This window comes from Bradyrhizobium sp. A5 (assembly GCF_042076515.1).
Lineage (GTDB): Bacteria > Pseudomonadota > Alphaproteobacteria > Rhizobiales > Xanthobacteraceae > Bradyrhizobium > Bradyrhizobium cosmicum.
The window spans coordinates 6,430,218-6,446,929 of record NZ_CP148990.1; the positions used below are offsets into that span (position 1 = coordinate 6,430,218).

Below are 16,712 nucleotides of genomic sequence, written 5' to 3' on the forward strand. Positions count from 1 at the left end.
ACCCGGAATCCATCCATCCGCGAGATGTGCTGTACAATGGATTCCGGGTTCACGCTTCGCGTGCCCCGGAATGACAGAAAGGAATATCCATGCCAGCCATTCTCGGCACCGGCGAGCACCGCTACCGCGTCGTCGACAACTTCGCGAAGCTGCCGGACGGCTGGCAGCTGACCGACGTCGCCTCGGTCGCGGTCGACAGCAAGGATCGCGTCTACGTCTTCAACCGCGGCGCCCATCCGATGGTGGTGCTCGACCGCGATGGCAATTTTCTACGCAGCTTTGGCGAAGGCCTGTTCTCGCGCGCGCATGGACTGCACATCGACGCCGACGACAATCTCTATTGCACCGATGACGGCGACCACACCGTGCGCAAATGCACCACCGACGGCAAGGTGCTGCTGACGATCGGCATCCCCAAGAAGCCGGCGCCGTTCATGAGCGGCGAGCCGTTCCACCGCTGCACCCACACCGCGCTATCGCCGAAAGGCGATATCTACGTCTCCGACGGTTATGGCAATGCGCGCGTGCATAAATTCACGCCGGACGGCAAGCTGATCAAGAGTTGGGGCGAGCCCGGCACCGATCCCGGCCAGTTCAACATCGTGCACAATATCGCCACCGATTCCGACGGCTGGGTCTATGTCGCCGATCGAGAGAACCATCGCGTGCAGGTTTTCGACGGCGAGGGCAAATACGAGACGCAGCGGAACAATCTGCACCGTCCTTGCGCGCTGTGCTGCGGCGGCGGGGCCGGGAGCCCGACCTTCGTGATCGGGGAGCTCGGCCCCGGCCTCGACATCAACCGCAATGTGCCCAATCTCGGCCCGCGGCTGTCGATCGTCGATGCGCAAGGCAAACGCATCGCGCGGCTCGGGGGCGAGGACGGCCCGGGTGTTGCGAGCGGCAAATTCCTGGCGCCACACGGCCTCGCCCTGGATTCGAGGGGCGACATCTATGTCGGCGAAGTCGGCGTCACCAATTGGAAAGCGAGCTTTCCGCACCAGGAGATGCCGGCAGTCGTACGTTCCACGCGGTGTTTGCAGAAGCTCGAGCGGGTACGGGAGTAGGTATCTCAACGTTATCCGGGCGAAAGCCAGGACCCGTTACCACCGAGAGCGGTTTTGCGAGAGCCGGCAAGGGTCCTGGCCTTCGCCAGGACAGCGGCGGCGCGTGTGGCTGCGCCGTTCGGTACGTCCGCTGTTCGGGCGCCTAAATCGCGGCGTTTTTGAGCATTTCGCCACCCCGCCGCCGCATTGCATGCGCCTGAATAAGTCGCTCAACGGGCTTCACAATCCCGTCACGCTGCATGTAGTATGTCAGCACATGCTGCTTCGCAGCGTATGTTGGAGGCCGGGAGCGTTACTTGAACGCACATGTCTCGCAAGGCAGTTGGCCGGTGCTGGTCCTGAACGCGGACTTCCGGCCGCTGAGTTACTACCCACTGTCTCTGTGGTCGTGGCAGGACGCGATCAAGGCGGTGTTCCTCGACCGCGTCAACATCGTCGCGCATTACGATCAGGCGGTTCACAGTCCCACGCTGCAAATGCAGCTGCCGAGCGTCGTCTCGCTCAAATCCTTCGTCAAGCCGACCACGCATCCCGCCTTCACCCGGTTCAACGTCTTCCTGCGCGATCGTTTCGCCTGCCAATATTGCGGCTCGCCCGAAGACCTCACCTTCGATCACATCATCCCGCGCAGCAAAGGCGGCCAGACCACCTGGGAGAACGTGGTCGCGGCGTGCTCGCCGTGCAATCTGCGCAAGGGCAATCTGACGCCGGTGCAGGCCAAGATGTTTCCACGCCAGAGCGCGTTCGCGCCGACCGTGCATCAGCTCCACCGCAACGGCCGCCTGTTCCCGCCGAACTATCTGCACGATAGCTGGCTGGATTATCTCTACTGGGATACCGAGCTGGATCCGTAGGGTTGGCACCCGGCCTGCTGGGACTCAATTAGACCCAATTCAGTGTCACTTTCTTCGCGCTTAGAACCGGTCGCGGCGGGACAAAGGGCCACTGCGCGCTCCGCGCTGCGCGTCATTATCGGAAACACATTCTGGCCGAAAAGTCCGAAACCAACCCGTTCCGGGGTGGACACCCCGCAAGCATCCTGGGCGGCAGGCTACCTTCGCTACCGCCACCAATTGTTAGCAGCTGCGACTGTCTGGAAGTGCACCGCAATGACGTGAGATGCGGTTATTAGCTGTGCAGCATCCTGCTCGTAAGCAGCGCGCAGATGCGATCTCACCTGCTCGGAGGGCTGCGTGAGCTTCACGCCCATTCGCGAGAGCTTGACGGCGAGCTCAAAGCCCGCCTGGGGAGTATCAGTCTTCAACGATGGGAGCCAGACGTCCGTCATTCGAGAGCCCTCCAAATTTAGCTTTGCGGGCCGACCATACTCCTATAATATATATCTCAAATACCTATTTTAGAGACTTTAGAATGCCGCGTCGCAAACGCGAACTGGTCATGCTCGGTCTCGGCAAAAGGTTCAAGCGGCAGCAGAACGGAGCAAAAGCATGAGATATCGAGCCCAATCCGTTACAGATGAAGCCAACACCGATCCCTATTCCGGCAGCAGTCTCGTTCCGATGTTGGTCACAGGCCTTGTCCTGACACTCGTTGGGATGATCGTGGCCATTTTCTTGACGTGACGCGCGAGTGGCCCCGGCGCACGCCAGACGCTGGCAGCACGCACCCGTGAGAACGCTCACGGAAGCAAGCACGCTCATAGAGGCAATGGGTTAATCGCAGTGGATCTGGGCTCCACCGGGTCAACCGAAGCGATGTTACGAAGCTCATCGAGGGCCAAGTCGATCAATTCATCGTCTGCTTGCGCTGAGCAGACGGCGCAGACCGGATAGAAGAAGCTTGGGGCACCAGCAGCGAGGTGCAACTTTCCTGCGGTTATGTAAGGCGCAACCACGTGCTGTCGAAAACAGCCCGATCCGCCCGCTTCGAGGATGTAGGTTAGCGCCAGCGGCCCGAGGCCGACGAAAAAACCTCGATTGTTGTCTTCTGGAAAACTTAGCTCGTGATGGTGAGCAAAGTCTGTGAACTTGCCGAAAAGCGTCGACACCTTGCGCCGGAGACCGAAAAAGCTTTCCAAGCCTTCAGCCGCCAAGTGTTTGCCGACGGCGCGCTGCCGGCGAAGACCAAGCAACTGATTGCGGTTGCAGTGGCCCATGTGACGCAGTGTCCCTACTGCATCAAGGGACACACCAAGGCCGCGCTCCTCCAGGGCGCCACGCGCCAGGAGCTGATGGAGGCAATTTGGGTCGCAGCCGAGATGCGGGCCGGTGGTGCCTATGCCCATAGCGCCCTCGCATTGACGGCTATGGATGATGTGGAAAGTCAGACCAAAGCCTGAAGACCGGCGCTCGCGCAGAACGGAACCGGTAGCGGCTGCCACCAGGACCGTCGCTCCCTGCTTCCCGTCGGAGCCGACCTCCCCGCGACGGCTATGGGTCCTTTTGCGCGACCATGTAGATAGCGCTCAGGTTTGACCGGTAGCGCTCGAACACCCATCGCATCGCCATGACCCTGCGTCGCGCGGCGTTGTCTTTCATGAGATTTCTTGCCAGCCTCAAAGCTCCAAGAATGCCTTCGTCCTCGATCAGCCGAAGCGGCCGTAGCAAGTGCATCGGCGCATGGCCGAGGGCGACAACGCGAAATCCGACGCTCTGCAAGAGGGCTTTCCATTCCTGGCTGCGTAGCGGCCGGGCGCCAACGTGGATGACGGACGAAAGCGCCCGATCTATTTCGCCCTGGAAGTCGGGCGGCATGTCGTCCGGGACGATAGCGAGTTCGTGAATGCCGTACCGGCCGCCGGGACGCAGCAGCCGGAAGGCCTCGGCCACGATCCGGCGCTTGTGCTCTGCGGTCTGCATGCTCAACATCGCCTCACCGACGACGAGTGAAGCGGACGCGGAGGGCAGCTGCGTCTGGTCGGCTCGACCAACGAGCACCGAAATATGAGGAGCGGACGGCAGCTGCCGGCCGGTCCATCGCGCCGCCTGGGCGTCGCGCTCGATTGCCGTATAACGCTGTGGCTCGTGTTGCAGAATCATGCGGGCGGTGACGCCGAGACCGGGCGCAAACTCCACGACCTCGTCCGCGGGACTGATGGCCAGATCGTCGAGCAGCGCCCGCGTCAGTTTGAGGCCTCCTGGACGCAAGACACGCTTGCCGAGCCGGGCAAGCAACCAATGCCCCGGCATCTTTGCGATTTCCAGGTCGCCACCAGGCAGGTCCACACCATGGATGGTATGAATATCAGTCATCTCTCGTCTCCTGTTCCCTAGAGCAATGCCATGCCTGTCAACCGGCCGACCGGCGCAGGGCGTCCGGTATTGGGCGGTCACCGAAATCGATCGCCGATCTACGGAGGAGGCGGCCCGCCGCGTCCGTGATCAGCCGTGCGCGGCGGCTACGGTAGAAGAAGGTGAGGCGAAACTCCCCTTCGTCCTGCCCGGTTCCGCGCTCACAAATGCTCGTGATCCTTCTCTCCCGCATCAGGATCGGCACGCTGGTTGCCGGCACGTGCAGAAGTTCGCCAATGAGTGCGGCGTCCACGAGAAAGGTGTCGTCGCTGAACCCTATGACGCGATCGGACGGTGCTTGAGATAGAGCATTTTGGAGGTTCTCGATCATTAGAGATTCCCCTTGTCGAAGCACGTTTAAAGATATATTCTATATATATCTTTTAGAGCTGGAGTGTCAAGTGATGTCCGTGTCTGCCCAGTTGGAAGCCCGAGCAATGGCGCGGCCGGCCCGCGGTACGAAACTCCGGGCCCAAGCCCGGCCGCGGACCACTAGGGTGTCCAAAAGCGAGCTGCGCCCGAAGCTCTCGACGACCGAGCTCGCCTTCCGCATCTATGCGTCTTTTCGCGCCCATCCGCATATCTGCAACGTACTGACCCACATTTCGCACGCCAAGTGGAGCGAGGTGGAACGATCCATCAGCTCCATTCTCGATCCCGCGACGACAAGCGATGGGCTTTCTCCGCTTGGGAAGAACATCGTCGATCTGATGGTCGCCGAGCGGGGGATCACTGGAAAGATCCTGAAGCCCTTTTTCCATACGGTCCTGCACAGACTTGTCGATCCGCCCCAGTCGGAGCGGCTGATCCGCCATATCGAAGCGTTGTTTCGCGACCTCGAATTGATGACTCAACATCCCCGCGCAGCCGCCTGCGCGGAGCATATCTCCTGAGGAGACCGATCGTGCCAGAATTGAACTGCACTGAACGCGTCATCAACGTTGCGGATATCGACCCGCAATACCGTCATGCGATCCTCTTCCGCCTATTCGAGCACCTCGCGCCGGATGACTCGCTGCAGATCATGGTGGATCACGATCCGAGGCGGCTGCGGCTGCAACTCGAGGCGCGTCATGGCTCGCGTTGCGGCTGGTCATATCTGGAAACGGGACCCGATCTCTGGCGAGTTCGCCTGCGTCTGCTCGACCGCGGGACTGAAGACCATGGCTGATCCGTCGATTTTGAGCTTGCGACATTCCGTTCAGCTATTCATGGCGGGTGGTAAGCCGAGTTGGCCCCCGCAACGGCCGGCTCTCGCGCGCGGAGAGGCAGGAAATCATCGCTGCGGCCGGAACTGGCGAATGCTCCGCATGGATCATTTCGATGCTTGCGGTGACTAGAGTGAAGACCCGTCAATGGAGAAACGGAAATGTTGAGCAATTCCCATCACCATGTAAATCCGGCGAACGAGGCGGAAAGGACCCTTCTCGAGTCGCTTATTCGCGAGGATTTTGAGCGATGTCACCCCGGCGAAACACTGGATGATGTCAAACGCCGGGCATCGTTTTCGAAAGAGGACAAGGGACTTCTGCGCGATTGGATGGCGGTGGCAGCGAGGCGAGCTGCCGCCGAGCAAGAAGCATTGCCCGCCAGGCTTGCCGCCTGACAGGCGCGTCGGAGCGGCTACCGGTCATGCTGCGGGTCGGACACCAAAGTCCTTGGGCCTAAGCATCAGGTCGGCGAGCGTGTACTTGTCAAGCACCGCATTGAACGCATCAAGCCCCTCGTGGAAGATGCCGCGCAGGCGACAACTTCGTGTGATGATGCATTGGTTGCCCGTGGCAAAGCATTCAACCAGTGCGAAATCGGGTTCGGTGGCGCGGACGACGTTGCCCAAGCCTATCTTGCGCGGCGGCTTTGCCAGCGTCAGACCGCCGGAGCGTCCCCGCACGGCCTTCAAAAAACCTGCCCGCGTCAGGGTGTTCGTGATCTTCATGAGGTGCGCGCGCGAGATCTTGTAGACCTCGGACACTTCCTCGATGGTGATCAGGCGATCGTCATGGGCCGCCGCGTACATCAGAAGCCTGAGCGCGTAGTCGGTAAAGTTCGTCAGTCGCATGCGGATCCCAAATTGACTAATCGGCGGCCGGAGAGGACTAAAGGTATACATAGCCTCGATGTTTTGCAAACTGCAGCGCTTCCATTTCCAGTTCTAGACGGCCTGCGATCCGGCCACCTCCACGAGATCTATCACAGCTTTCGCGCGAGGCGGTGCAGCAAGGCGTTGAAGCGCCTCTCATCCTTTGGCGCGGTTCGGCGGAGGATGACACAGGCTTTGCCGGCAACTCGGCAGGCTGAGTCAACCTCGCCGGCGTCGGCAAGCTTCTGCAGGGCATCGAGCAAGAGCAAGTTGATCTGCTCGTGCGGCGAGATGAGCGGGGTCAGCGCCGCGTAGTCGAGACCGGGACCGAGGGAGGCCCGTGTCATCGGCCACCCCCCAAGTAGTCCTTCGCCGCCTGGCTCATCATGTCCGGGGCCCATGGTGGATCATAGGTGAGCTGGACATCGGCCCATTGAACCCCGGCGATCGACTGCGCTGCTTCACCGGCGCCGTCCCGGAGATAGCCGGTCGCGGGGCAGCCCCTCGTCGTCGTAGTCATGGAGATCCGGGCCACACCGTCCTCCGCGACGGCAATATCGTAGACGAGCCCGAGATCGACGATATTGAAGCCGATCTCGGGATCGATCACCCCCCGAAGGGCCGTGCGCACTTGCTCAACCAGATCGCCAGCGCCAGTCATTCGGCCACCTCCCTTTGGACGCCCTTGCGTATCAGGAGCTTGTACGTCGTCCGATCCGCCTCGAAGCCACCCAGCCATTCGAATCCTCGCTTGTGGAGTTCCGGCAACAGGAATACCGGCTCGCGGCACAGAAGAGCGCACAATACGTCGCCCGGCTGCAACTCTTCGACGGCTGCAAGCGTGCGCACCATCGGCTCCGGTGGATCGAGATCGCGATTGTCAAGCTGACGCACGGGCTCGGGCCATCCTGAAGTCGCAGTGCCGTCCGGTGCCGGCTGAGCGCTTCCAGCTTGAGCTTGCGGTGTGAACAGCACCTCCCAATCGCCGCCACCGATCTCTCGTGCGGCATGGTCGAATCCTTTCTTGCCCAGCACCGTGTAGAGCGGCGCCGGCTCGAACGTCGCCAGCAACCGGAGCGCTTGTCCGGTGCTCAGGCCATCGATGGCCTGCATGATGGCCGAGAAGGGCTCTCCGCCGGAGCGCAGAATCGGCCGAACGTCGAGTTCGTAGGAAGCTTGTGTCATTTGTCATTCCTCCATTTCGCGGGCGTTACAGAATTGGCAGATGCAGCCGCGGCCAGGCGCGATAGCCGTCAGGCAACATCGCCGCCGGCACCGCGGTCAAATTGCGGGTCAGAACGAGTTCAAAGCATATTCTCGCCGTGGCGATGAGCATGGCGAACGCCGCGCCCCGGAACACCATTGGCGCGCCTAAGAACACCGCCAGCGATGCGACTCCGACACCTGTGAAATAGAGCCAGAACCAGGGCATGGCGCGCGATTCATCGACGAGGTCCTGCACTCGCGGCGTCGGACGTTTACCCAACAGCCTGCCGTAACATTCGAGCCAGGTTAGAAAGGCCACGATTTTATAGAGCTTCGCGAGGCCGAGCCCGGTAAGCCAACCGAACACGAAGAGAAACACCACCCCTCCAATTTGGCGATCGGTCGGCCCCCGTGCCGACGCGGCCACTAACAGCAAAACGGCGAGTCCGAGACTACCCAGCGCCCAGGCGAACACGCGCGCATTGAGCTCGATCTTCGGTCGCTTGCGGGTCCGATAGAGCCTCACGATGTCCTGCCCGTAGAGAGCAAGGCTGACGAGCGCGAGCGCGAACGCTGCAAGCAGCGGGTGGATCACCCCTTGGTCGAAGATCAGGATACAGACAGGACCGCCGATCAGAATCACCAGAATGGCCACGGTGCCGGCCAGAAGTGCGATACGGCTGCTTCGGTGTTCGGCCTCGGGCGCGAGCATGAACATTGCGAGGAGCCGATAGCTCACGCCCATGGCGGTGAAGGTGAGCCAGCCGCCAAGCCCCAGTGCGGCGTGAAGCGGTATGCCCTCCGACGTGAGGCGCAAGAAGGCCGCATTGGTCGTCCACCCACTGAGCGTTAGCGAGAAGATCGTTCCCAGCGTGACGACACCTATGAGGCTCACGAGACCCACCGCCACGAAGCGGGCGGCCAGACCGATAGGGCGCGCCGACCAGAGGGTGCGGCCGAGGTTCCATAGATTGAGCGCGAAGCCGCCTGCGAGACCGATGGCGCCGAGCGGCAACCAGGGCATCGAGCCAACGGAAAGCCCGGCCATACCGAGAAATCCGAAAAGCAGACTGCCGAGGCCGGCCAGCAGAAGCGCAAGCGCAACGACGGGCAATTCGGGATGGGCCAGCGGCTTGGCGACGAGGACCGGGACGAACTGAATGAGCGCTCCTGACAACAGGAGGCTGAGCCAGCCGATCGCAACGAGGTGAACGAGAACGAGGGTCAGTGGCGCAGCTAGCGGCTGGCTCGGAAAGCCGACGCCAGCAGCCATCAGCACCTCGGCGCCGAGCAGCGCACAGAGTGCGGCCGCAAAATAGCTCATCGTCCATCTGGACAGCGATGCGCCGAACATGACTTTCCTCGAAATTGCGCGGGAGCGAGGCGATATGGTCTCGCCCCCGTGCGCGCGGCGCCCTTCAGGCCGCCTTGGCGAGTTTTCCGATCTCGACGCGCCATACGGCGGGACCGCTCTCGACATAGGTCCAGGAGAATTGCTTCGGATACTCCGCTTCCAATTGGTAGTAGAGCGGCTTCGGGTCATGATCGTTCACGAGAGTGAACGATCGGCCCACGGCGAGTTCGTTGACGAGCTGGAAGATCTTCTGGTGGCGCTGCGCTGGCGGAAGCTCGCGTACATCGATGATTGAAGCGTTTGCGTTTGCACTGGACATTCCTAGTCTTCTCCTTTGGTCGCACCAACGTCTGATTGATCACCGCCGGCGACCTCGGCGACAGATCGAAGCTCAAGGCGCTCATCCGGCTTCGGGCTAAAATGGTCGGCAAACTTGTTGGGAACGCCGTTCCAGGCATCGGCGTCATGTGGCGGTTCGCCCTTCTTGACGATGTTCGGCCAAAGACCCGAAAGCTTTTGGTTGAGACCGAGCCAATGTGAGTTCGGCGGAACATCGCTGTCCGGAAAGATCGCTTCGGCCGGGCACTCCGGTACGCAGACGCCGCAATCAATGCACTCATCGGGGTGAATGACGAGCATGTTCTCGCCGACATAGAAGCAATCGACGGGGCATACCTCGACGCAGTCCATGTACTTGCATTTGATGCAGTTATCGGTGACGACGTGAGTCATCGGCCTGCCTTCCGCCGCGCTTCTGCTATGACCAGCGCAATAAGATCTATTTCAAGTACATCTTTATAAGCGCTTCAGGTCTAAAAACAATATGAATAATATATCTTTTCGAATGTCGGACTGGCCAAACGAAGGTGCGCTGGGCGTACCGAATCGACATCAGTTCGGCCGAGGGTCATGCGCTTGGGCGCACAATTTCGCGGGCAACGAAGCGTCTCTCACCACGGTGGCGCTGAATTTGACTTGCGATCCAGCACCAGTCTGAATCGGCGCAGAGTTGCTCCGGCCCAACATCCGAACTCGACGGCCTTAACCGGATTCCGGCGGGCGTCCGGCAGCAGGGGCTCCCGCGGCTACCGAAATCATTGAGCTTTTTCGGTTAATATGACGGCTAATTGGGTCCCAGCACACTTACGCTTTGATCGCTTTGCGCGCCGCCGCCGAGAGAGTTCGTCAGCCGTCCCTATCTCTGGGCCTGCTCCCTATCGATCTGATAGGCGGAAATCCGGTCGATCTCGAATGCGACCGTCGGCGGCGATTGCGCATCGACGGCACCGACGCCGGGAAAGAACTTTGAGCCGATCGCGAGATTGACGATCATGTACATGGGATCATCGAAGCCGATCGGCACCTTGATGTCGGAGACCGGCCTGCGGTCGATGAAATAGACCAGACGATCCTCCTCCCACAGCACACCGTAATTGTGGAATGCGTGCGAGGCGTCGCCGACCGCGAAGTCGAAGCCGCAGGACTGGATCTTCTGGGTCGACGGAATCCTCCAATGCGTCGTCATCACGAGATCGCCCGGCCGCTCGCCGCGGCCTTCCAGCACGTCCACCTCCGGAGGCCAGCCGCCATCGTCCGCCAGCATCCAGAACGCCGGCCATACCGCGTGGCCGACCGGTACCTTGGCACGGATTTCGAAATAGCCGTGCTTCTGCGCGAACGTACCCTGGGTCGTGAGGATTCCCGAGACGTACTCGTTGTTGAACAGCACCGGCTTCAATTCCGGCGGCGTGCGGCTGGCGACGATCGAGAGCACGCCGTCCCTCACCCTGAACGGATCGAGCCCCAGTGGCGTCGCGGCGCGGCCGGCGTAGCGCGGATCGACATAGATCTGCTGCTCGCCATTGGCGCTGGTCTTGCGCTTGAAGTCGGAGCCGTCGCCGCCCCAATAGCGCGCTTCCGGCCAGACTGCGCCGCCGGCGTAGTGCGGCACCCAGCGTCCGTTCGCGAGCGGATGATCGTCGAAATCGTCGTTGAACGTCCGGCGCAGCGGCAGGAACGTGAGCGCGTCGGGATTGACCGTCTCCAGCTTGCGACATTCGATCATGGAAGGATCGGTCGTCACTTGCAGCGACATCATGCCGGGCGCGGCATGAAGATCGTCCTGCGCGGCAACGGGTGCTGCCACGGCCAACAGACCGATCGTGATCAAAATACCCTTCGCCCAACGATCGTTCATCACCGCACTTCGAAGCTGCAGGAAGGATATTCAAGCTAGCCCCTCCGCGTCTCCGCGGACAAGCGGGCTGCGCGACGCGATCCGGCGAATTCGGAGGGACATTTCGATATCGCACGGGAATCTGCCGGAGATCGTGTCTTCCCGGCACAACCGCGCAGCGTGGCTGGCTTCCGACTCGCCGCCGGCGCATGTCGGGTAGCCGCCAAAATCCTTTCCGGTTCGTTACCGTCCCTTAAGACTAAGGCGGCAATCTCGCGCGCGGATCGGCGGCGATGCCGCCCTGTCGCCAGAGGTAGTGAACGCGTGCTCGCGAAGACGCTGGAGCAAATTCAGTCCTCGCCAGGAAGGCGAGCGACGTATGTGCGCTGCCTTCTCGCGACGCTTGCGGCCATCGTGGGCTTCAAGACCTACTGGTTCTTCAGGTGGGGCTTCTGGCACGGCCACGAGGTGCCCGATTTCGCTGCCTTTCACCTCGTCGCACAGCGGGTCTGGCTCGGTGATCTCGACCTGACCTATCGATTCGCGGCGTTCATGAAGATGCAGGCGGGGATGTCAGGCGGCGCGACCGGTTTCATGCCGTGGACCTACCCGCCACAGTTCGACCTGTTGCTGGCCCCCTTCGCATTCCTGCCCACCTGGGCGGCCTATTTCGTGTTCACCGCCGCGACGCTCACCGCCTATCTGATGACGCTGCGCGCGATTGCGCGAGAGCACTTCGCACAGGCCCTCGTCGTGCTGTTTCCAGCCATGGCGACCACGATCGGCTGCGGACAAAACGGCTTTCTCACGGGTGCGCTGATCGGGCTCGTCTGCATCAACCTGCAGAAACGCAAGGTTTTCGCAGGCCTCGCGCTCGGCGCCATGGTCGTCAAGCCGCACCTCGCCATTGCGGTCGGTGTGTATCTGCTGGCGACCCGCCGCTGGGCAACGATCGTCACGGCCGCCATTGTCGTGCTCGTGAGCTCCCTGCTCTGCACCGTGGCTTTCGGGTCGCATATCTGGATCGCGTGGCAGGGCGCGATCAGGGAGTCGGCGGGCTTTCTGGAACAGGGCTTGTATCCCCTGTTTCGAATGATCTCGGCCTACGCGGCGCTATTCAATGCCGGCGTCCCCGCCAGCGCCGCGTTCTGGGGGCAGGTCACCGTCGCCGGACTGGCACTCGTTGCGGTCGTGACTTGCATCGCCCGTGGGATGCCTCCGTCCTTCACGCTCGGCGTCGCGGCGACCGTCTCGGTGATGATCAGCCCCTATGCTTATGACTACGATCTGCCCATCGTGGGAATCGGCCTGGCGCTGCTCCTTCCCGATCTGCCCAAAGTGACCAGCCCTGGTGAACGCAGCATCATGTACGGGCTCGTGATGCTGGCCGGCGCTTACGGCCTGCTGCAATCGATCGGCCTTGCGGCCGGCCTCGACGAGCGCTTCAAGCCCGCTATCGCCGGCATCGCCCTCATCGCACTGCTTGCGATGCTGCTGCGAATGCTTTGGCGCAACGCGCAGCCGGTTACCGCGACACGCCTGGCCGCCGTCGCTCCGGCGCGCCTGCCGGAATAGCCCGTCCGGTCCTCCGCAACATCCGGTCACGCCGCCGGGCGTGAGCGCCCATCGCGGCCGGCGCCTGCGGGTTAGCCGCATCATGGAACCCAAACCGCCGGCGCTCGTTCAGATTGATCCCGCTGCGTCGGCGTTCCACGGCAGGCACGATGTCCTGCCTGTCGCAGCGGAGCCAAGGGAGGACTGAACATGCCCGCAGCCGAGAAAGACCATGTCTACAAGATCCTGGAACTCGTTGGATCGTCCGACACATCGATCGATGATGCGATCAAGAACGCGATCAGCCGCGCCGCCAAAACCATTCGCGAAATGAAATGGTTCGAGGTGACGCAGACGCGTGGCCACATCGAGAACGGCACGGTCCGTCACTACCAGGTGACGCTGCGCGTCGGCTTCACACTGGATGCGTGAGGCGGCTCACCAGGCGTAGCGAACGCTGCCCTTGCCTGCGTAGCTGCGGGTGACGTCCGAAAATTCACCCTCAAACGTCGCCGCCGCGGACCAGCCGTTCAGCCAGCTCATGTCCACGGAAGCCGTGGTGAGCCCGGAATAGCGGGCCTGCGCGGCGCCGTTGACGACGAAGCTTGCGCCAGGCAACGCTTGGAAGGTCACTGCAATCGAACGGTCCGGATTGAAATCATGCGCCCACGCAAGGCGGCCGCGCAGTGTCAGCACGCCAGCCTGCATGGCGAAGGATTTATCGGTACGCAAGCCAAGCTCGCCGCGGGTGTCCGTGACGTTCCTGGCGGCGAAGCGCAAGGCGAAGGCGGCGGATCCGGCAACGGCCTGCTCGGCATAGGCGGGCAGATCCAGCGTCGTGAACTGCACCGCGCCGTAGGGCGTGACGCCGATCCCGCCGATCCATGGCCCGACATGGCGATAGCCGCCCTCGAGACGGCCGGAATACGCATTGACGTCGAACTCGGCGCGCAGGCGATCGGCGCCTGCAATCGTCACAGTGCGATCGGTCGTGATGTCCTGCCAGCCATAGGCCAGCGCCGCCGACAGATAAGCCGGCCCGCTCGTGTGTCGCAGATAGGCGGCGGCCTGGAACAGGTCGGAGCGGCCCGACCCGAGGCCGTTCACGCCGAAGCCGGTGCCGCCACCGGCAAGCGCGAAGCCGAGCAACGTGTGCGGTGAGAACAGATAGTCGGCTCCGATCACGGTGCCGGCGATGCGGCTGGTCGCTCCATTCGAGCCGACCACCGCGTTGCCGTCGGTCGACTGCGACCCGCCGAAGCCCGCGGCCCACACGCTCCAGCGTTGCGCAAAGGTCTGCGGCCGGGCTTTTGTCATCATCGCGAATGCGTCGGCGCGTTTGCGTACGGCGTAGGCGCTGGCCTGATCCTCCTCGACGAATCCGGCAGCGCCACCGGCCGAACCCGGCCCGCCGTCACGCTGCGCGGCGGGATCGGTGAGCAGTCCCATGAACTGGTTCATCGCGTTGAACGTCATCTGCTGCGAACCTGTTGCCGACTCGCCGGAGGCCTGCGTCAGCCCGCCCGCCGTCAGCGTGGCGTAGACCGCGGCGATGCCGCCATTGGCGTTGAAGACATTGGTCAGCGCGTCGCCGACGCGCTGCTGGTTGCCGTTGAGGCCGGACAGAATCTCGAAATTCAAGGTCAGGTCGAGATAGACGTCATTGGCGTCGTAGCTCAGGCTACTGTGGAAATTGGACGGCAGGCTGGTGTTGACGATGGTCGTATTGAAGGTGCCGCTGACGCCGCCGCTCGCGGTCAGAATCATGTACCGCTTCGCAACGTAACTACCGGCGGCGAAATTCGCCATCACCGTCGCGCCGCCGAGCTGCGCTGCGCCGGTGACACTCGCATAGGACGCCGTCGACGGATCGAGCTGGACGAGATAGATCGCGCCCGACTGAAAGGCGAGGCTGCCGTTCACAGCCATCGCGCTGCCGGGCGTGCCGTTACCCGGTGCAAACGTGCCGCTGGCATTGACGGACGTTGCGCCGAGCGAGCCATCGCCCATCAACACGCCGCCGTTGACAGTCGTACCGCCGCTATAGGTATTGCTCCCAATCACGACCGTGGTCCCGCCCGTCGTCGTCAGGCTCGCGGTGCCGCCGATGCCGTTGACGACACCGCCGCTCGACGTGATCGGCGCGTCGAGGCTACCGTTCCGGATCGCGCCGCCGGCGAGGTTCACTGTTGCCTGGACCTGCGTCGTACCTCCGAGATCGAGCGTGCCGCCGGACACCGTCGTCGTTCCGGTCGCAGCGCCGAGCGTGCCCGCGCCGGAGAGAAGCAAGGTTCCGCCGGAAACGATTGTGCCGCCGCTATAGGTATTGGCGCCGGAGAGCGTCAGCGTGCCGCCAGTGCTTTTGGTGATCGCGACACTGCCGCCCTGGTCGGCGGCGTTGGTGCCGCCGCCGGGATTGCTTCCGCCGGAGCCGGTGTAGTCGGCGATGCCGTTGGCGATGGACTGGTTGCCAGAGCGGAAGCCGAGCACGGTGCTCGTGCCGCTGGTGCCCTGGAAGAAGATGCCGGATCCGAAGGCGGAGCCATTGGTCCCACCATTGTAGCCGGTGCCGCCCGAGACGCTGCCATTCGTCTGGGACAGATCGCCCTGAACCGTCACCGTTCCGCCGCTCTGCACGAAGATCGCGCCGCCGGCGCCGAGACCACCACCACCGGAGTTGTAGTTGAGCGTTCCCCTGGCGCCGTTGCCGGCCCCGAATCCTCCGCTTCCGGCCGTGGTCTTCGCGCCACCACCCCCACCGCCGAAACCACCATCACCGCCGGTCGAGGTGGACGAGCCATATGCCGTGCCGCCGCCGCCGCCATAGCCGCCTGAGCCGCCGGTGGTGACTCCGCCCGCATTGGCGCTGCCACCGCCTCCACCAAATCCACCCGCGCCACCCGCGACGGGTCCTCCATCCGAGGTGGCTCCCCCTCCACCGCTTGCAAACCCCCCGGCTCCCCCGGTTGCCGGACCACTGGCGACATTTTGAGATGCACCGCCATTGGGTCCACCGCCGCTCAGGATCGGAGCGTCCGAGCCGACGAACAGTCCCCCGCCCCCGGCAGGAGTGGCAGGATAGGACGTGCCGGCCATGCCGCCACCGCCGCCCATATTTCCGGCATTGTCCACGACGCTGCCGCCCTTGGCCTGCGTGTTCGAGACGGCGACGTTCGACAAGGTCAATGCGCCGTTGCTGGAAACGAAGACCGCGCCGCCGAGTCCGGCGCCGGCACCGGAGCCCAAACCGGCTCCGCCCTGCGCCACCGCGTTGGCGATGGTCAGGCTCTTCAGTGTTACCGAGTAGGTCGCGCCGGTGGTGCCGGCATCGCCGATGAAGAACGGCCGGTAGGTACCGGCGCCACTGATGGTCGGGTTGTTGCCGTTGCCGTCGATGGTGATGTTCTTGGTGATGACCGGCAGCTCACTCAGGAGCGTGATGGTACCGCTGACCTGAAACAGGATGGTGTCGCCGCTCGTGGCGCTGGCGATGGCCCCCCGCAGGCTGCCGGCGCCGCTGTCGGCCGTGGAGGTCACCACCAGCGTTGCAGCGCGCGCCGCGCCGGGCAGGCCGAGCGTCATTGCCGTGACGGCGATGCCGGCGAGGACCTCCCGCCGCCGGGCGGCAAGCCGGGACTTCGTCCGTCCAATCAAGGGGACGAGCGGCGGACGCAATCTGATTGTCATGAAGTGCCTCGGACGCGAACCTTGCCGCAAGCGTTCGCGCGGTAAGGCCAGGATTTCGAGATGCTCGTTAGCAGACCGGCCAGCTGCGCGATGTGCCCGCTGTCTCAGCCCCTGATTTCGGCGAACACTGATGCGCGCACGGCACATCGGCGCTGCGTTCGCGCGAAGTCCGCTGCATCCCGTCGCGCGAACTCGCTTGCGCACCGATTTCCAAACGATTACATCCCGGGAAGATGCTAGTGCACCGCCGGTTCTGAAACGTCGGGTTGAAGCGGTGCGGCTGCATCGTGGGGTGATGTGGACGGGACGGCGTTGAGCGAAAGCATGGTGGCGGACG

General features: G+C 62.9%; 19 protein-coding genes and 1 pseudogene. 8 read left to right on the top strand and 12 right to left on the bottom strand.

Going from position 1 to position 16,712, the window contains the following annotated elements:
- Positions 1 to 89 precede the first annotated feature (89 nt).
- Positions 90 to 1,067, top strand: coding sequence for a peptidyl-alpha-hydroxyglycine alpha-amidating lyase family protein (locus WHZ77_RS30415; protein WP_375311305.1), 978 nt, complete (start codon positions 90 to 92; stop codon positions 1,065 to 1,067).
- Between the two features lie 296 nt (positions 1,068 to 1,363).
- A complete protein-coding gene (locus tag WHZ77_RS30420) occupies positions 1,364 to 1,921 on the top strand; it encodes an HNH endonuclease (RefSeq protein WP_375311306.1) in 558 nt (185 codons plus the stop codon).
- A 206-nt stretch (positions 1,922 to 2,127) separates the two neighbouring features.
- Here WHZ77_RS30420 and WHZ77_RS30425 read toward each other — a convergent pair whose 3' ends face one another.
- The gene (locus WHZ77_RS30425) at positions 2,128 to 2,355 is read right to left on the bottom strand and encodes a hexameric tyrosine-coordinated heme protein (RefSeq protein WP_375311307.1); all 228 of its coding nucleotides are present in this window, start codon (positions 2,353 to 2,355) and stop codon (positions 2,128 to 2,130) included.
- A 678-nt stretch (positions 2,356 to 3,033) separates the two neighbouring features.
- Between WHZ77_RS30425 and WHZ77_RS30430 the strand changes: the two genes are divergently transcribed.
- Positions 3,034 to 3,366, top strand: coding sequence for a carboxymuconolactone decarboxylase family protein (locus WHZ77_RS30430; RefSeq protein ID WP_375311308.1), 333 nt, complete (start codon positions 3,034 to 3,036; stop codon positions 3,364 to 3,366).
- 91 nt (positions 3,367 to 3,457) lie between these two features.
- Here the strand turns inward: WHZ77_RS30430 and WHZ77_RS30435 are convergent, their stop codons facing one another.
- Entirely contained in the window at positions 3,458 to 4,279 is an 822-nt protein-coding gene (locus WHZ77_RS30435) for a methyltransferase domain-containing protein (protein WP_375311309.1), read from the bottom strand.
- Positions 4,280 to 4,316: 37 nt separating this feature from the next.
- Positions 4,317 to 4,649: a DUF6522 family protein gene (locus tag WHZ77_RS30440; RefSeq protein ID WP_375311310.1), complete on the bottom strand. Its 333-nt coding sequence runs from the start codon at positions 4,647 to 4,649 to the stop codon at positions 4,317 to 4,319.
- A 166-nt stretch (positions 4,650 to 4,815) separates the two neighbouring features.
- Here WHZ77_RS30440 and WHZ77_RS30445 point away from each other — a divergent pair, with 166 nt between their 5' ends.
- From WHZ77_RS30445 to WHZ77_RS30455, 3 genes are all read left to right on the top strand, one after another.
- A complete protein-coding gene (locus WHZ77_RS30445) occupies positions 4,816 to 5,211 on the top strand; it encodes a hypothetical protein (protein WP_375311311.1) in 396 nt (131 codons plus the stop codon).
- Between the two features lie 11 nt (positions 5,212 to 5,222).
- Positions 5,223 to 5,489: a DUF2249 domain-containing protein gene (locus WHZ77_RS30450; RefSeq protein WP_375311312.1), complete on the top strand. Its 267-nt coding sequence runs from the start codon at positions 5,223 to 5,225 to the stop codon at positions 5,487 to 5,489.
- Between the two features lie 198 nt (positions 5,490 to 5,687).
- Entirely contained in the window at positions 5,688 to 5,924 is a 237-nt protein-coding gene (locus WHZ77_RS30455) for a hypothetical protein (RefSeq protein ID WP_375311313.1), read from the top strand.
- 24 nt (positions 5,925 to 5,948) lie between these two features.
- Here WHZ77_RS30455 and WHZ77_RS30460 read toward each other — a convergent pair whose 3' ends face one another.
- The 8 genes and pseudogenes from WHZ77_RS30460 to WHZ77_RS30495 all read right to left on the bottom strand — a co-directional run bounded on the left by WHZ77_RS30460 (position 5,949) and on the right by WHZ77_RS30495 (position 11,155).
- Entirely contained in the window at positions 5,949 to 6,377 is a 429-nt protein-coding gene (locus tag WHZ77_RS30460) for an RrF2 family transcriptional regulator (RefSeq protein ID WP_375311314.1), read from the bottom strand.
- Between the two features lie 131 nt (positions 6,378 to 6,508).
- Positions 6,509 to 6,745, bottom strand: coding sequence for a hypothetical protein (locus WHZ77_RS30465; protein WP_375311315.1), 237 nt, complete (start codon positions 6,743 to 6,745; stop codon positions 6,509 to 6,511).
- Positions 6,742 to 7,059 carry a metal-sulfur cluster assembly factor gene (locus WHZ77_RS30470; RefSeq protein ID WP_375311316.1) on the bottom strand — a complete coding sequence of 106 codons (318 nt, stop codon included), beginning with the start codon at positions 7,057 to 7,059 and terminating at the stop codon, positions 6,742 to 6,744. Before WHZ77_RS30470 ends, WHZ77_RS30465 begins: the two co-directional genes overlap by 4 nt.
- Positions 7,056 to 7,583 carry a DUF2249 domain-containing protein gene (locus WHZ77_RS30475; protein WP_375311317.1) on the bottom strand — a complete coding sequence of 176 codons (528 nt, stop codon included), beginning with the start codon at positions 7,581 to 7,583 and terminating at the stop codon, positions 7,056 to 7,058. The genes WHZ77_RS30470 and WHZ77_RS30475 overlap by 4 nt, the downstream gene beginning before the upstream one ends.
- Before the next feature lie 25 nt (positions 7,584 to 7,608).
- A complete protein-coding gene (locus tag WHZ77_RS30480) occupies positions 7,609 to 8,958 on the bottom strand; it encodes a hypothetical protein (RefSeq protein ID WP_375311318.1) in 1,350 nt (449 codons plus the stop codon).
- A gap of 64 nt (positions 8,959 to 9,022) precedes the next feature.
- On the bottom strand, positions 9,023 to 9,277 hold the full coding sequence (locus WHZ77_RS30485; protein ID WP_151647710.1) for a DUF2249 domain-containing protein: 255 nt from the start codon (positions 9,275 to 9,277) through the stop codon (positions 9,023 to 9,025).
- 80 nt (positions 9,278 to 9,357) lie between these two features.
- Positions 9,358 to 9,690, bottom strand: a pseudogene (fdxA, locus tag WHZ77_RS30490) (ferredoxin FdxA); the annotation flags it as partial.
- Between the two features lie 463 nt (positions 9,691 to 10,153).
- Positions 10,154 to 11,155, bottom strand: a complete 1,002-nt coding sequence (locus tag WHZ77_RS30495; protein ID WP_375311319.1) for a family 16 glycosylhydrolase — start codon at positions 11,153 to 11,155, stop codon at positions 10,154 to 10,156.
- Positions 11,156 to 11,458: 303 nt separating this feature from the next.
- Here WHZ77_RS30495 and WHZ77_RS30500 point away from each other — a divergent pair, with 303 nt between their 5' ends.
- Both WHZ77_RS30500 and WHZ77_RS30505 read left to right on the top strand, forming a co-directional pair.
- A complete protein-coding gene (locus tag WHZ77_RS30500) occupies positions 11,459 to 12,709 on the top strand; it encodes a glycosyltransferase family 87 protein (protein ID WP_375311320.1) in 1,251 nt (416 codons plus the stop codon).
- A gap of 189 nt (positions 12,710 to 12,898) precedes the next feature.
- The gene (locus tag WHZ77_RS30505) at positions 12,899 to 13,120 is read left to right on the top strand and encodes a dodecin (RefSeq protein ID WP_151644710.1); all 222 of its coding nucleotides are present in this window, start codon (positions 12,899 to 12,901) and stop codon (positions 13,118 to 13,120) included.
- Between the two features lie 6 nt (positions 13,121 to 13,126).
- On the opposite strand, the gene WHZ77_RS30510 is transcribed toward WHZ77_RS30505, so the two are convergent.
- Positions 13,127 to 16,375 carry an autotransporter domain-containing protein gene (locus WHZ77_RS30510; protein WP_375311321.1) on the bottom strand — a complete coding sequence of 1,083 codons (3,249 nt, stop codon included), beginning with the start codon at positions 16,373 to 16,375 and terminating at the stop codon, positions 13,127 to 13,129.
- Positions 16,376 to 16,712: the final 337 nt, after the last annotated feature.

Excerpts from the sequence above, each read along its gene's own strand:
- WHZ77_RS30415 (WP_375311305.1), top strand. The coding sequence starts at position 90 with ATGCCAGCCATTCTCGGCACCGGCGAGCACCGCTACCGCGTCGTCGAC.
- WHZ77_RS30425 (WP_375311307.1), bottom strand. The coding sequence starts at position 2,355 with ATGACGGACGTCTGGCTCCCATCGTTGAAGACTGATACTCCCCAGGCG.
- WHZ77_RS30430 (WP_375311308.1), top strand. The coding sequence starts at position 3,034 with ATGGTGAGCAAAGTCTGTGAACTTGCCGAAAAGCGTCGACACCTTGCG.
- WHZ77_RS30435 (WP_375311309.1), bottom strand. The coding sequence starts at position 4,279 with ATGACTGATATTCATACCATCCATGGTGTGGACCTGCCTGGTGGCGAC.
- WHZ77_RS30440 (WP_375311310.1), bottom strand. The coding sequence starts at position 4,649 with ATGATCGAGAACCTCCAAAATGCTCTATCTCAAGCACCGTCCGATCGC.
- WHZ77_RS30455 (WP_375311313.1), top strand. The coding sequence starts at position 5,688 with ATGTTGAGCAATTCCCATCACCATGTAAATCCGGCGAACGAGGCGGAA.
- WHZ77_RS30460 (WP_375311314.1), bottom strand. The coding sequence starts at position 6,377 with ATGCGACTGACGAACTTTACCGACTACGCGCTCAGGCTTCTGATGTAC.
- WHZ77_RS30465 (WP_375311315.1), bottom strand. The coding sequence starts at position 6,745 with ATGACACGGGCCTCCCTCGGTCCCGGTCTCGACTACGCGGCGCTGACC.
- WHZ77_RS30470 (WP_375311316.1), bottom strand. The coding sequence starts at position 7,059 with ATGACTGGCGCTGGCGATCTGGTTGAGCAAGTGCGCACGGCCCTTCGG.
- WHZ77_RS30475 (WP_375311317.1), bottom strand. The coding sequence starts at position 7,583 with ATGACACAAGCTTCCTACGAACTCGACGTTCGGCCGATTCTGCGCTCC.
- WHZ77_RS30480 (WP_375311318.1), bottom strand. The coding sequence starts at position 8,958 with ATGTTCGGCGCATCGCTGTCCAGATGGACGATGAGCTATTTTGCGGCC.
- WHZ77_RS30485 (WP_151647710.1), bottom strand. The coding sequence starts at position 9,277 with ATGTCCAGTGCAAACGCAAACGCTTCAATCATCGATGTACGCGAGCTT.
- WHZ77_RS30495 (WP_375311319.1), bottom strand. The coding sequence starts at position 11,155 with ATGAACGATCGTTGGGCGAAGGGTATTTTGATCACGATCGGTCTGTTG.
- WHZ77_RS30505 (WP_151644710.1), top strand. The coding sequence starts at position 12,899 with ATGCCCGCAGCCGAGAAAGACCATGTCTACAAGATCCTGGAACTCGTT.
- WHZ77_RS30510 (WP_375311321.1), bottom strand. The coding sequence starts at position 16,375 with ATGACAATCAGATTGCGTCCGCCGCTCGTCCCCTTGATTGGACGGACG.